The 12,761-nt window shown below is 69.9% G+C and carries 13 protein-coding genes and 1 pseudogene; 8 read left to right on the forward strand and 6 right to left on the reverse strand.

From position 1 onward, the window contains the following. Positions 1–1,296: 1,296 nt before the first annotated feature. On the reverse strand, positions 1,297–1,581 hold the full coding sequence (locus tag IPG14_RS19105; protein WP_343392869.1) for a hypothetical protein: 285 nt from the start codon (positions 1,579–1,581) through the stop codon (positions 1,297–1,299). A 167-nt stretch (positions 1,582–1,748) separates the two neighbouring features. Between IPG14_RS19105 and IPG14_RS19110 the strand changes: the two genes are divergently transcribed. The 3 genes from IPG14_RS19110 to IPG14_RS19120 all read left to right on the forward strand — a co-directional run bounded on the left by IPG14_RS19110 (position 1,749) and on the right by IPG14_RS19120 (position 3,207). After that, positions 1,749–2,399 (forward strand): hypothetical protein, encoded by a 651-nt coding sequence (locus IPG14_RS19110; protein ID WP_343392870.1) that lies wholly within the window; start codon positions 1,749–1,751, stop codon positions 2,397–2,399. Further along, positions 2,387–2,869, forward strand: coding sequence for a hypothetical protein (locus IPG14_RS19115; protein WP_343392871.1), 483 nt, complete (start codon positions 2,387–2,389; stop codon positions 2,867–2,869). Before IPG14_RS19110 ends, IPG14_RS19115 begins: the two co-directional genes overlap by 13 nt. Positions 2,870–3,015: 146 nt before the next feature. Next, positions 3,016–3,207 (forward strand): hypothetical protein, encoded by a 192-nt coding sequence (locus IPG14_RS19120; RefSeq protein ID WP_343392872.1) that lies wholly within the window; start codon positions 3,016–3,018, stop codon positions 3,205–3,207. Positions 3,208–3,269: 62 nt separating this feature from the next. Here the strand turns inward: IPG14_RS19120 and IPG14_RS19125 are convergent, their stop codons facing one another. The 3 genes from IPG14_RS19125 to IPG14_RS19135 form a co-directional block, all read right to left on the reverse strand. Continuing rightward, positions 3,270–3,395, reverse strand: a complete 126-nt coding sequence (locus IPG14_RS19125) for a hypothetical protein (protein WP_343392873.1) — start codon at positions 3,393–3,395, stop codon at positions 3,270–3,272. 379 nt (positions 3,396–3,774) lie between these two features. Next, positions 3,775–4,464: a hypothetical protein gene (locus tag IPG14_RS19130; protein WP_343392874.1), complete on the reverse strand. Its 690-nt coding sequence runs from the start codon at positions 4,462–4,464 to the stop codon at positions 3,775–3,777. Positions 4,465–4,590: 126 nt separating this feature from the next. Beyond that, complete coding sequence (locus IPG14_RS19135; protein ID WP_343392875.1) at positions 4,591–4,779, reverse strand: hypothetical protein; 189 nt, start codon at positions 4,777–4,779, stop codon at positions 4,591–4,593. 10 nt (positions 4,780–4,789) lie between these two features. On the opposite strand from IPG14_RS19135, the gene IPG14_RS19140 reads away from it, so the two are divergent. Beyond that, positions 4,790–5,179 carry a VOC family protein gene (locus tag IPG14_RS19140; RefSeq protein WP_343392876.1) on the forward strand — a complete coding sequence of 130 codons (390 nt, stop codon included), beginning with the start codon at positions 4,790–4,792 and terminating at the stop codon, positions 5,177–5,179. Positions 5,180–5,214: 35 nt separating this feature from the next. On the opposite strand, the gene IPG14_RS19145 is transcribed toward IPG14_RS19140, so the two are convergent. Next, on the reverse strand, positions 5,215–6,405 hold the full coding sequence (locus IPG14_RS19145; RefSeq protein WP_343392877.1) for a Fic family protein: 1,191 nt from the start codon (positions 6,403–6,405) through the stop codon (positions 5,215–5,217). Positions 6,406–6,801: 396 nt separating this feature from the next. On the opposite strand from IPG14_RS19145, the gene IPG14_RS19150 reads away from it, so the two are divergent. The 3 genes from IPG14_RS19150 (at position 6,802) to IPG14_RS19160 (ending at position 11,182) form a co-directional block, all read left to right on the forward strand. Further along, complete coding sequence (locus tag IPG14_RS19150) at positions 6,802–8,049, forward strand: hypothetical protein (RefSeq protein ID WP_343392878.1); 1,248 nt, start codon at positions 6,802–6,804, stop codon at positions 8,047–8,049. Beyond that, positions 7,940–10,774, forward strand: a complete 2,835-nt coding sequence (locus IPG14_RS19155; protein ID WP_343392879.1) for a hypothetical protein — start codon at positions 7,940–7,942, stop codon at positions 10,772–10,774. The genes IPG14_RS19150 and IPG14_RS19155 overlap by 110 nt, the downstream gene beginning before the upstream one ends. Before the next feature lie 177 nt (positions 10,775–10,951). Then, positions 10,952–11,182: an addiction module antitoxin gene (locus tag IPG14_RS19160; RefSeq protein WP_343392880.1), complete on the forward strand. Its 231-nt coding sequence runs from the start codon at positions 10,952–10,954 to the stop codon at positions 11,180–11,182. Positions 11,183–11,200: 18 nt separating this feature from the next. Here IPG14_RS19160 and IPG14_RS19165 read toward each other — a convergent pair whose 3' ends face one another. Next, positions 11,201–12,259 (reverse strand): vWA domain-containing protein, encoded by a 1,059-nt coding sequence (locus IPG14_RS19165; RefSeq protein ID WP_343392881.1) that lies wholly within the window; start codon positions 12,257–12,259, stop codon positions 11,201–11,203. 40 nt (positions 12,260–12,299) lie between these two features. On the opposite strand from IPG14_RS19165, the pseudogene IPG14_RS19170 reads away from it, so the two are divergent. Beyond that, positions 12,300–12,761: pseudogene (locus IPG14_RS19170) on the forward strand (hypothetical protein); the annotation flags it as partial.

Genomic DNA, 12,761 nt, shown 5'->3' on the forward strand with positions numbered 1-12,761 from the left:
CGCTCCAGCTGGCCCATGCATTCGGCCACCGCATGGGGCGGCGGAGGGACAAAGTAGTCAGACCTGGCCGTGGGCCGCCAATCCAGTTTTGCGATCGGCGGAACTCGCCCGGCAGCTTGTCGTTGCCCCGGCCCCGAGCCAGGAGGATTTCGTGGACTTCGCGCAGCAGACGGTTGGAAAGGGGGGAAGCCTGACGCTGTGCGTTCCAGGCCGTGCTGCAGCGCGGCAACGTGGTTCGACACGTCCACCACATCATCGATAAGCACGCCCGGCGCGGCCTCCAACTTCCGAAGAGGAGCAGATCGAGAGCGACGACTGCGTGTGCCCTCGATTCTGGGGACGAGAGTACGGCTTCCTTACGCACATAGGCATAGAGGTGAAGAGCTTCAGATCCGGCAGCAGGGCAGATACGCTGTCCAGGCGACCGAGTGACAGCAAGCTTCTTCCAGGAGCCGCCGCTGCCGGCCGCTCAGGTCCAGGGGCGGGTCCGGCGGCAGTGGCTGCGGCAGGAAGGTTGCGCACCTGCTCGCCGCCGACCGCGGTGACTTCGTAGATCCTGTCACGCGCTGCTTCCCATTGCCAGCTCCTTATTCAGCATTGCTGATAGTAGCGTCTTATTCAGAGATATGGACCAAATACTGAATAAGCGATGCATGCCGGCGCAACCGTCGCTGCCATCCACGCCCCTGGCCACTGGCGGCGAAGAGTCTGCCGCGTGGCAAGCGTCCGGCTCCCAACGTTCACGAAACCCTCTTCGCCCGGCGTTCTATCAGATCGGGCGGGGTCTGGGCCTTCCGCTTCCGGCGCCTGAAACCCAGCGCCGTCCTTCCGACGGTCCAACCTGACGCAGGTTGCGGTGGCTGCCGTCCGCGGTCGTGGTCGCCATCGCTGCGCCGCCCCGCAACCCGCCGGCGTCCATCCTCAGACCTCGTCGGCACCCCCGTATGAGCAGCAAACACCGCTGCAGCAGCACCTCGTACCACTCCAGGGAGTATCACGATGACATTGGCCGCATCCCCGCCGCGCCGCCTTCCGTCGCCGCGCCTTTCAAGCCCCTGTTAGCCGCCTCCTGGTCTTCACCGTGTTGGCCCCGCCGGCCCCGGGTGGTCGACTCCGCTTCGCAGCTCCAGAGCCCTCGCCGCCGCCGCAGGTCACCGTCGACCTCTCTACAGCAGCAGCCTGCCCTTCCGCACCCCGCCGGCCACCTCGTAGACTGCTGAGAGCTGACTGGCCCTAAGTGGCCGCAACCCTGAGGGCGTGGGCGTGGGCGACGCCTGGCGTGGCCCAGGTGGGCTTCTATACCGGCGAAAAACCAGCATCCCGCCCGGCGACACCATCGCGCTTTCGCGGGCCAACGACAAGCCCCTGCACCCGACCTGGTGTCAGCTGGCAGCCAGTCGCCAGCCTGGTCGAGCTGCCCACCGTGTGGAGGCACGCCCCGCTCGGTGTAACCGCGCAGCCTGGCTCAGCGTTCAGGGCAGCCCCGCGGCCATCGAGAAGCAGGTTGTCGCCGAGCCAGCCTTCAAAGCCTTCACCGTGGACCTGGAGCGCGCAGCTCAGCGATCCCGACGCCGTCGCCAATGGCAGCCTGATCTAAGACCCTCGCCTCAGGGCGGTTGTTTCATGCTGGCCCTGGCCACCGTGGACGCCCAGATCACCCCTCGGCGCGTCGGTTCTGCGCGGGCGCGTGACCGCCGGCTGGGAGGTCAAGGCGCGCTTTCACCGTCACCGCCGCCGGCGGATCGCCCGTGAAGATCGGGCCCGTCACCGCCCGGGGCGACGGCAGCTTCTCACGTCCCTCCAGCCCCAGCCGGCCCATCGCCGTGGGCTACCAACGTGACCTCAGAGCCACGGGAGGCGGCCAGCACATCAACTGGTTCTCCCACCACATCACCAGTCACGACATCACCGGTCACCTTGACCGCAGCAGCGACCTCGCGACCGGCACTGCCCCGCCGGCGAAGCCGTCATCCTCAGCGCCGAGGACATGGGACGGCCGGCAGGAAGTGTTCCGCGCCAACGCCGACGGCGCCGGCGCCTTCAGCGTCGCCATGGCCCTGCGTAGACCTACCTGTTTTGGGCCTCCAGGCAAATGCCTCATCCCAGCTCGAGCAACGGCCAGCGCGGGTCGTCTGGCCGCGCGCCCGGTGCGCGTGGTGGATCTGCCCATCAGCCAGGTTCCCGCCGAGCCCGGCCGGATGCTCACCTTCCACTTCCTGCGCAGTGCCGCTGGCGCCATCAAGGCCCAAAGCCCTACCCAGGCCGATGACCAGCGGGCCGCTACCAGCTCTTCTATTTCTTCGGCGCGCCGGGGTCCGTCCTCTAGGCGCGCGACAGCTTCCAGATCGCGTTTGCCGACAACCTCGGCGATCCTCCTCCGCTGCGTGTGCTCGAGCTGACCGCCGTCAGCGACGTGGACAGTGACGTCGTCGCAGGCCGCGGCGCCGCCGACAGCGTCGTGACCGCGCGCGTCGATGGCGCGGGCGCTCCGGAAGCGCTTCACCGCCACCGCGCCGACAGCGGCGGCGCCTACCGCGCCGCCATGGCCGGCCAGATGGACCCTGGCGCCCCGCGAACGGCGCTGCGACTGCCGCCGGCGGCAGTAACGCCGAGTTCACCACCCTGGGCGGCCGTGCAGCTCAACGTCAGCGGGGGCAGCACCATCCAGGGCAACTCGTCTTTGGCAACGGCCTCACCGGCACGCACGGTCTACGCCGAACTGTACGCGCCCGGACGGCAAGCCCCAACGCAGCGGCACGGCCGTGTCTTCTCTTTGGCGGCGATTACGTCTTCATCCTCCCCGGCGGCTCGGGCTCCGCCCGCAGTTCCTCCTTCATGCAGTTGGCCGATGTCACCGGCACGCCCATAGAGATGCAGGTCGGGCGACAAGCCGCTCGCGGTCAGTGTATGCCGAGGTGATCGAGCCACCATACCGCCGCTGGACAGCGTAGTTTTCGTGCGGAGCGATCGCGTATCACTGGCCGCACCGCGCCTGGCTACCCGCGTGACCTGAGCGTGGCCAGCGATTCACCGCCGTACTTCGACATGACGGTGGAGACCCGCTCCGATGCTTCCGGCAACTTCAGCCACGACTTCAGCGTGCGTGGCAAGCGCAACATCCGGCCACGGCGACTTCATCTGCATCAGCGCCGGATATCGGCGGGCATAACGTCAGCGATGTGTCTCCATCGCTCCCCGGTCTCTTGATGGACCTGACCGTGCCGTGCTCCTGGGCTCCATCGCCCTTCCAACCTGATGACCGTCACTCCTCAAGCGCGGTTAGCACCCCTTTCGCGCCAGAACACGAGAGCACCGACGCCAACGGCGCCATGTTCGCGCAGTTCGCCGATGACGGCGGCGCGCCCTGCGCCTGCACCGTGGCGCGATGTGGTCACCGTGACCGCCTCCGACCCCACCCAGGATCCGCTCAGCCTCACCGTGCCCGACCTGTCCTCTTCAGTTGGGACTCCAGCCGCCGACACCGTCTCTCCGGCTCGGCGCTCCGCCCAGGCCTCTTCCGGGGCTGACCCTCTTCGCCAGCCTGATCTACCCCGTGGCCGGTACCTTTGGCATCTCCCACGATGCTCCAGCGTGGAGGCCGGCAACCGCTTCAACAGCACCGAGTTCGTGCCCTCCATCGACGTTCGGCCCGGCAGCCGCTTCACCCTTCAGCCCGCCCGCCCCAGGGGCATTACGTCGTGCGCTCGCGCATCAGCCCATCTCAACGCCCAGCATAGTAAGGGGGCTCAACGCTCGTGCGGCTTTCGGCAATACCTACGAGCCGGTGGGCGTGAAAGCCCGAGGCCGGCGGCCGTTAACCGGCGGCTGCCGCGGCCGAGATGGCCCTACGACGGCTTCTTCGGCCGCCTGCTGCTGGACGCCGCTGAGAAAACCGTGAAGACCGCCGCCGGCCAGCGCGAGAGAGCGCTCAGCTGGGCGGGCCCTCGGCGGCCATCGACCTGCCGGTTCGACCCGAACGTCGACCGGGAACACGCAGGTCACCGGCAAGGGGCCCCGCCCGGCGGCACCTACCATGCAGCGCCGGCCCAGCTTCCCGCCGCGCAGCGCCCGCAAGGCATCCTCAACTTCGGCGGCGGCTTCTTCGCCTTCGACGATCAGATTGAGGCCGACGGCAGCTTCGACACTTCCTGCCCGGCGGCGCTGGCGCCCGGCTCGGCGGAGATCGCCTTCTACGCCCCTGACGGTCAGCGCTACTTCCGCCAAAGTCACCGGGCCCTGGCGCGCATCTACATCCACAGCGATCCGCGACCGGCCACGCCAACCCCCGGACGACGCCACGGTCATCCTGGCGGGCGCCGCCGGCCAGAGCGCTCCCGCGCCACGGCCGCGGCCACCCGCGACGGGGCTTCGGCCTGCGCCTGCCGGAGAGCGTCCGGGCCTGAGCGCATCGAGGCCGGCGACATCGTGGGTTCTGGAGGCCGGCGGCCAGAGTGCCGGTATCACGGTGGAGCCCCTGTCCTTCGATTCGGTCGGAGGGCGCGGCCATTTTCGGTCAGGCCCCTGCCAACCGGGTCTGTCCAGCTGCGCCTGCGGCTGAAGTCGGGCGCCACCTCAGCATCCCCGACAGTCCTACGCCGGCGGCCGCTTCAGCTTCAAGGTCAGGTCGGTGGCCACCACCTCGCCCACCGTTCCGCTCAGCTGGCTGTAGATGCCCGTCAGCTGGTCCGGCGATGGGGCGAAGAAGTAGCGCTCGGCGTCGCCGGCGATGGCCACCAGCAGCTCGGTGACCACGTCGTCGCCCAGGCCCACCACGTACACCAGGCCCCCCATGCAGATCCGTCACACGTCCGTCATGGTCGACGACCAGGCCAAGGCCTTGCAGTTCTACACGTCGGTGCTGGGTTTCGTTCCCCATACCGACATCGACATGGGCGCGTTCCGCTGGCTTACCGTGAGCTCGCCCGAAGGCGCTGAAGGCGTCGAGCTCGTGCTCGAGCCCATGGGCTTCGAGCCCGCGCGGGGCTTCCAGAAGGCCCTGTTTGACGCCGGCATCCCCGCCACTGTCTTCATCACCGGCGACATGGATGCCGAGGTGCGGCGCCTCAAGGCCCTGGGCGTGGTCTTCCGCGGCGAGCCCGCGAACGCCGGCCCCATCATCACCGCCGTGTTCGAGGACAGCTGCGGCAACCTCATCAACCTCGTGCAGCCCTTGGTGTAGGGGGCTGCCGACGGGCCGACCGGCTGGCCCTTGCGTTACAACGGTTCGGTCCCCTCGTTGAGGATGGCCAGGTAGTCGCGGTAGACGAAGACGCGGTTGCGTTTCTGCCCCGTCAGCTCCTGGGCGATGTCCATCCCGATGAGCACGCTCATGCCGGCGGTCGCCGCCGGGAAGGAGATCCCCGTGCGTCGGCAGACCTCGGTCAGGGTGGTCAGCGGGCGGCCACGCAGCAGGTCGTGGACCCGCAACGCCGACCCGCTCGACCGTCCCCGAGCCTCGATGGCCCGCCGATCCGCGTCGATGCGGGCCACCAGCCGGCGGGCCGTTTTCACCGCCCCGTCCGCTGTTTCTCGCACGCCGGTGAGGAAGAAGTCGATCCAGGCCTCCCAGTCACCGTCACTGCGGACCCGGTCCAGCAGGCGGTAGTACTCGGCGCGATGGCGTTTGAAATGCAGGCTGAGGTAGAGCAGCGGCTCGGACAGAACGCCCGTGTGGTAGAGGTAGAGCGTCATCAGCAGCCGACCCAGGCGACCGTTGCCGTCCAGAAAGGGGTGGATGGTCTCGAATTGCAGATGCGCCAGACCCGTCCGGATAAGCACCGGCAGAGCCGTGGGACCGTCATCATGAAGGAAACGCTCCAGCTGGCCCATGCATTCGGCCACCGCATGGGGCGGCGGAGGGACAAAGTGGGCCAGACCCGGCCGTGGGCCGCCGATCCAGTTTTGCGATCGGCGGAACTCGCCCGGCAGCTTGTCGTTGCCCCGGCCCCGAGCCAGGAGGATTTCGTGGACTTCGCGCAGCAGACGGTTGGAAAAGGGGAAGCCTGACGCCAGGCGTTCCAGGCCGTGCTGCAGCGCGGCAACGTAGTTCGACACGTCCACCACATCATCGATGGGCACGCCTGGCGCGGCCTCCAACTCGAAGAGGAGCAGATCGGAGAGCGACGACTGCGTGCCCTCGATCTGGGACGAGAGGACGGCTTCCTTACGCACATAGGCATAGAGGAAGAGCTGGGGATCCGGCAGCAGGGTAGATACGCTGTCCAGGCGACCGAGTGACAGCAAAGCTTCTTCCAGGAGCCGCTGCCGCCGGCCGCTCAGGTCCAGGGGCGGGTCCGGCGGCAGTGGCCGCGGCAGGAAGGCGCGCACCTGCTCGCCGCCGACCGCGGTGACTTCGTAGGATCCTGTCACGCGCTGCTTCCCCATTGCCAGCTCCTTATTCAGCATTGCTGGATAGTAGCATGTCTTATTCAGAGATATGGACCAAATACTGAATAAGCGATGGGCGCCGGCGCAATCCGTCGCTGCCATCCACGCCCCCGTCCACCGGCGGCGCGCCTGCCGCGGCGTCCGGCTCCCAACGTTCACGAAACCCCTTCGCCCGGCGTTCTATCTGTGATCGGGCGGGGTCTGGGTCTTCCCGCTTCCGGCGCCTGAAACCCAGCCGTCCTTCCGACGGTCCAACCTGACGCAGGTTGCGGTGGCTGCCGTCCGCGGTCGTGGCCGCCATCGCCGCGCCGCCCCGCAACCCGCCGGCGTCCATCCTCGTAGGACCCCGTCGGCACCCCCGTATGAGCAGCAAACACCGCTGCAGCAGCACCCGTACCACCCAGGGAGATCACGATGACATTGGCCGCATCCCCGCCGCGCCGCCTATCGCCGCGCCTTCTGCCCCTGCTCGCCGCCCTCCTGGCCCTCACCGTGCTGGCCCCCGCCGGCCCTGGTGGCCGACCCGCCGCGCAGGCCCAGAGCCCCGCGCCGCCGCAGGTCACCGTCAACCTCTACAGCAGCAGCCTGCTCTTCCGCACCCTGCCGGCCACCCTCGTGACCGCCGAGCTGACCGGCCCCAAGGGCCGCAAGGCCGAGGGCGTAGGCGTGGGCGACGCCCAGGGCGTGGCCCAGGTGGGCTTTTATACCGGTGAGACCAGCATCCTGCCCGGCGACACCATCGTGCTTTCGCGGGCCAACGACAAGCCCCTGCACCTGACCGTGCCGCAGCTGGCCGCCAGCCTCGTCGAGCTGCCCACCGTGGAGGGCATCGCCCCGCCCGGTGTAACCGCGCAGCTCAGCCTGAAGGTTCAGGGCAGCCCCGCGGCCATCGAGAAGCAGGTCGTCGCCGACAGCCAGGGCGCCTTCACCGTGGACCTGAGCGCGCAGCTCAGCGATCCCGACGCCGTCGCCACCGGCAGCCTGACCTATGACTCGCCCGAGGGCGGCCGTTTCGTGCTGGCCCTGGCCACCGTGGACGCCCAGATCACCCTCGGCGCGCCGGCCCTGCGCGGGCGCGTGACCGCCGGCTGGGAGGTCAGCGCCACCGTCACCGCCGCCGGCGGATCGCCCGTGAAGATCGGGCCCGTCACCGCCGGTGGCGACGGCAGCTTCCTCATGTCCCTCCAGCCCTTGGGCCGGCCCATCGCCGTGGGCGACAACGTGGACCTCAGAGCCACGGGAGGCGGCCAGCACATCAACTGGTTCTCCCACCACATCAACCAGGTCAAGGACATCACCGTCACCTTGGACCGCAGCAGCGACCTCGCGACCGGCACCGCCCCCCGCCGGCGAAGCCGTCATCCTCAGCGCCGAGGACATGGACGGCCGGCAGGAGCTGTTCCGCGCCACCGCCGACGGCGCCGGCGCCTTCAGCGTCGCCATGGCCCCCCGCGTAGACCTGGGCTCCGGCTGGCGCGTGCGCGCCGCCTATCCCAGCTCGAGCAACGTCAGCGTGGGCCGTCTGGCCGTGCTGCCCCGGGTGCGCGTGGGCGTGGACCTGCCCATCAGCCAGGGCCTGGCCGAGCCCGGCCGGATGCTCACCGTCACCCTGCGCAGCGCCGCCGGCGCCATCAAGGCCCAAAGCCCCACCCAGGCCGATGACCAGGGCCGCTACCAGCTCTATTTCTTCGGCGCGCCGGGGTCCGTCCCTCAGGCCGGCGACAGCCTGGAGATCGCGTTTGCCGACAACCTCGGCGATCCCTTGCTGCTGCGCGTGCCCGAGCTGACCGCCGTCAGCGATGTGGACGGTGACGCCGTCGGCGGCCGCGCGCCGGCCGACAGCGTCGTGACCGTGCGCGTCGATGGCGCGGGCGGCCCGAAGCGCTTCACCGCCACCGCCGACAGCGGCGGCGCCTACCGCGCCGCCCTGGCCGGCCAGCTGGACCTCAAGCGCCCCGCCAACGGCGCCGTGACCGTCGCCGGCGGCAGCAACGCCGAGTTCACCACCTCCTGGGCGGCCGTGCAGCTCAACGTCAGCGTGGGCAGCACCATCCAGGGCAACTTCGTCTTCGGCAACGGCCCCGCCTGGCGCACGGTCTACGCCGAACTGCAGGCGCCCGACGGCAAGGTCGTGGGCATCGGCAACGGCCAGGTCTTCGGCGGCGACGGCGTCTTCTTCATCCCCGGCGGCTCGGGCTCCGGCCCGCAGTTCTTCATGCAGCTGGCCGATGTCACCGGCACGCCCATAGAGATGCAGACCGGCGACAAGCTGCAGGTGACCGTGGGCGCCGAGCTGCTGACCCTCACGGTGCCGCCCCTGGACAGCGTGGCCTTCGTGCAGAGCGACCGCATCACCGGCCGCACCGCGCCCGACACCCGCGTGACCCTGAGCGTGGCCGATTCGCCGCTGTACTTCGACATGACGGTGGAGACCCGCTCCGATGCCGCCGGCAACTTCAGCCATGACTTCAGCGGCAAGCGCAACATCCGGCACGGCGACTTCATCCAGATCAGCGCCGATATCGGCGGGCATAACGTCAGCGATGTCTCCATCGCCCCCGGCCTCTTGATGGACCTGGACCAGGCCGTGCTCCTGGGCTCCATCGCCCCCAACCTGGACGTGACCGTCACCCTCAAGCGCGGCGCCAGCACCCTCTCGCGCCAGAACACGAGCACCGACGCCAACGGCGCCATGTTCGCGCAGTTCGCCGATGACGGCGGTGCGCCCCTGCGCCTGCAGGTGGGCGATGTGGTCACCGTGACCGCCTCCGACCCCACCCAGGATCCGCTCAGCCTCACCGTGCCCGACCTGTCCTTCAGTTGGGACCTAGCCGCCGACACCGTCTCCGGCTCGGCGCCCGCCCAGGGTCAGCTGACCCTCTTCGCCAGCCTGATCTACCCCGTGGCCGGTACCTTGGGCATCTCCCAGGGCTGGCCCAGCGTGGAGGCCGGCAACCGCTTCAGCACCGAGTTCGTGCCCTCCATCGACGTTCGGCCCGGCAGCCGCTTCACCCTCTTGTACCGCCCGCCCCAGGGGCATTACGTCGTGCGCTCGCGCACCGTGCCCATCCTCAACGCCCAGCATAGCGGGCCCAACGCCTGCGGCTTCGGCACACCCTACGAGCCGGTGAGCGTGAAGCTCGAGGCCGGCGGCGCGCAGCTGGCGGCCGCCGCGGCCGAGATGGCCCCCTACGACGGCTTCTTCGGCCGCCTGCTGCTGGACGCCGCCGAGAAGGCCGTGAAGACCGCCGCCGGCCAGCGCGAGAGCGCTCAGCTGGGCGGGCCCTCGGCGGCCATCGACCTGCCGGTCTTCGACCTGAACGTCGACTGGAACACGCAGCAGGTCACCGGCAAGGGCCCCGCCGGCGGCACCTACTACGTGCAGCCGGCCCAGCCCTGCGCCGCGCAGCGCCCGCAAGGCATCCTCAACTTCGGCGGCGGCTTCTTCGCCTTCGACGATCAGACGGAGGCCGACGGCAGCTTCGACACCTTCCTGCCCGGCGGCGCCGCGCCCGGCTCGGGCGTGGAGATCGCCTTCTACGCCCCCGACGGTCAGCGCTATTTCCGCCAGGCCTACCGGGCCCTGGCGCGCATCTACATCCATACCGACCGGGTGACCGGCCAGGCCAACCCCCTGGACGACGCCACGGTCATCCTGAAGGGCGCCGCCGGCCAGGAGCGCTCCCGCGCCACGGCCGCGGCCAACGGCGACGGGGCCTTCGGCCTGCGCCTGCCGGAGAGCGCGTCCGGGCCCGAGCGCATCGAGGCCGGCGACATCGTGACCCTGGAGGCCGGCGGCCAGAGCGCCGAGATCACGGTGGAGCCCCTGTCCTTCGACTGGTCGGAGGGCGCGGCCATCTTCGGTCAGGCCCCGGCCAACCGGCCCGTGCAGCTGCGCCTCAGGCTGAAGTCGGGCGCCACCTACAGCATCCCGCGCCAGTCCGATGCCGGCGGCCGCTTCAGCTTCAAGGACGACGAGGTGCCCGTGCGCGGCGGCTGGACCCTGGCCGACGTGGCGGCGGTCCGCCTGGAGCTGACCACGCCCAGCGGCCACCTGATCATCGACCAGACCCCCAGCTGGACCAACCCGCCCACCCAACAGCAGCCCGTCATCTACCTGCCGGCAGCCTTCCGCGGCGCCTCGCCGCGGGGGACGGCGGCGCAGGCGGCAGATGGCAGGGTGCGGCGCGCAAGCGGCGCGGCGTGGCGGCCGGTGCCGGCGCCGCGAACGGACGCCGGCGAGCGCTCGGTGCTGTCCGCGGAACGCAAGGCGACCTGGCGCTCGTTCCTGGGATCGCCGACCTTCCTGCCCACCGGCGGTCGGCATCATACCCTACCGCTGCCGGCACCGGTCGCGGTGCGAATGACCTTGCGCGACGAGGACTGAACGGAGCGCTTTGGCGCGACGAGGACGATGACTCGAGACCGGGGGCTCCGCAAGGAGTCCCCGGTTTGGCGTCAGGGCCGGGCGAGGGCTGTGTCGGGTGTGGACCTGCGAGCCGATCCACCAGAGACTGAAACTCGTACGTATAGATACGTAAAATCGTGATGGAGGTGTTGCCCCATGCACAAGAAGCTCACCATCACCGTCGATGCCGAGGTCTACGACGGGCTCTACCGCACCGTCGGTGCGGGGCGAATCAGCCATTTCATCGAGGAGTTGGTTCGCCCCTACGTCGTCGATCTGGATCTGGACAAAGGCTACGCCCAGATGGCTGCGGACGAAGCGCGGGAACGCGAGGCGCTGGAATGGTCGGACTCCCTTGTCGGGGGAACCCTTGATGAAACGTGGTAAGGGCGGGTTGACCGTCCCCTACCGACACGGCAAGCTCACCGCGATCCGCCGATAGATCGCCGCCAGGTCCTCGCCTCGCGGGGCCAGGTAGGCGTAGCTGCTGTCGCGGGCCAGGGCGCCCAGGAAGGCGCCGTCGGCATCGGTGCCCAGGCCCACCGTGAACAGCGAGACATCCGAGGCCCGCGCCAGGGCGGCCAGCTGCAGGGCGCGCGCCTCGGTGCCTTCGCTGGGTCGGCCGTCCGTCAACAGCACCACCGCGCGGCGCGAGCCTTCGCGGCCGCGGGATTCCAGCTCGCCCAGAGACTTCTCCAGGCCCAGGTCGATGCGCGTGCCCGGGCTCAGCACCAACTGGTCCAGGCGGCGGCTGACCGCCTCGAAATCCTGGGTGATCACGTATTCGCGCCGCGCCTGGCCATCGAAGCTCACCAGGCCCACCCGGTCGGTACGCGGCTCCATCTCCGCCAGCAGGCCGCGCGCCGCGGCCACCGCCGCCGCCAGCTTGGCGCCCTGCATCGAGGAGGAGCTGTCCAGGGCCAACACCAGATCCACGCCCACCTGGCGCTTGATCAGGCAGGCCTCCTTCAGGACCACCGGCAGGTAGACCCGGCCCGGCACGGGCGGCGGCGTGGGTGAGGCCGGGCCCAGCACCAGCACCTGGGGCACGGCAAAGTCGAAGCTGTAGCGCCGGCCGTCCGCGGTGTAGCTGGCCGTGGCCAGGCGGTTGGTGGGCAGGCGACCGGTGCGCTGCGGCGTCACCCTGAGGCTGAAGCGCAGCCCCCCCGCCGGTGCCACCGGCAGCTGCCAGGTCACCGACCCCGCGTCCTGGGCCGCGGGCGGCGGCTGGATCGAAGCTGGTTCCAGGCGCATGTCCGCGCCCATCTCGTCGCGCAAGGTCAGGTCGGTGGCCACCACCTCGCCCACCGTTCCGCTGAGCTGGCTGTAGATGCCCGTCAGCTGGTCCGGCGAAGGGGCGAAGAAGTAGCGCTCGGCGTCGCCGGCGATGGCCACCAGCAGCTCGGTGACCACGTCGTCGCCCAGGCCCACCACGTACACCAGGCCCCCATGCAGATCCGTCACACGTCCGTCATGGTCGACGTCGCCACCGGCAGCCTGACCTATGACTCGCCCGAGGGGCGGCCGTTTCGTGCTGGCCCTGGGCTCCGTCGACGCCCAGATCACCCTCGGCGCGCCGGCCCTGCGCGGGCGGGCGACCGCCGGCTGGGAGCTGAGCGCCACCATCACCGCCGCCGGCGGATCGCCCGTGAAGTCGGGCCCGTCACCGCCGGTGGCGACGGCAGCTTCCTCATGTCCCTCCAGCCCCTGGGCCGGCCCATCGCCGTGGGCGGCAACGTGGACCTCAGAGCCACGGGAGGCGGCCACACATCAACTGGTTCTCCACCACATCAACCAGGTCAAGGACATCACCGTCACCTTGGACCGCAGCAGCGACCTCGCGACCGGCACCGCCCCCGCCGGCGAAGCCGTCATCCTCAACGCCGAGGACATGGACGGCCGGCAGGAGCTGTTCCGCGCCACCGCCGACGGCGCCGGCGCCTTCAGCGTCGCCATGGCCCCCGCG

This window comes from Candidatus Amarobacter glycogenicus, assembly GCF_016704105.1.
GTDB classification, from domain to species: Bacteria; Chloroflexota; Dehalococcoidia; order Tepidiformales; family Tepidiformaceae; genus Amarobacter; species Amarobacter glycogenicus.

Bases quoted from the DNA above. Each gene is read 5' to 3' on its own strand.
- IPG14_RS19145 (WP_343392877.1), bottom strand. From the start codon at position 6,405: ATGCTGAATAAGGAGCTGGCAATGGGGAAGCAGCGCGTGACAGGATCC.
- IPG14_RS19160 (WP_343392880.1), top strand. From the start codon at position 10,952: ATGCACAAGAAGCTCACCATCACCGTCGATGCCGAGGTCTACGACGGG.
- IPG14_RS19140 (WP_343392876.1), top strand. From the start codon at position 4,790: ATGCAGATCCGTCACACGTCCGTCATGGTCGACGACCAGGCCAAGGCC.
- IPG14_RS19150 (WP_343392878.1), top strand. From the start codon at position 6,802: ATGACATTGGCCGCATCCCCGCCGCGCCGCCTATCGCCGCGCCTTCTG.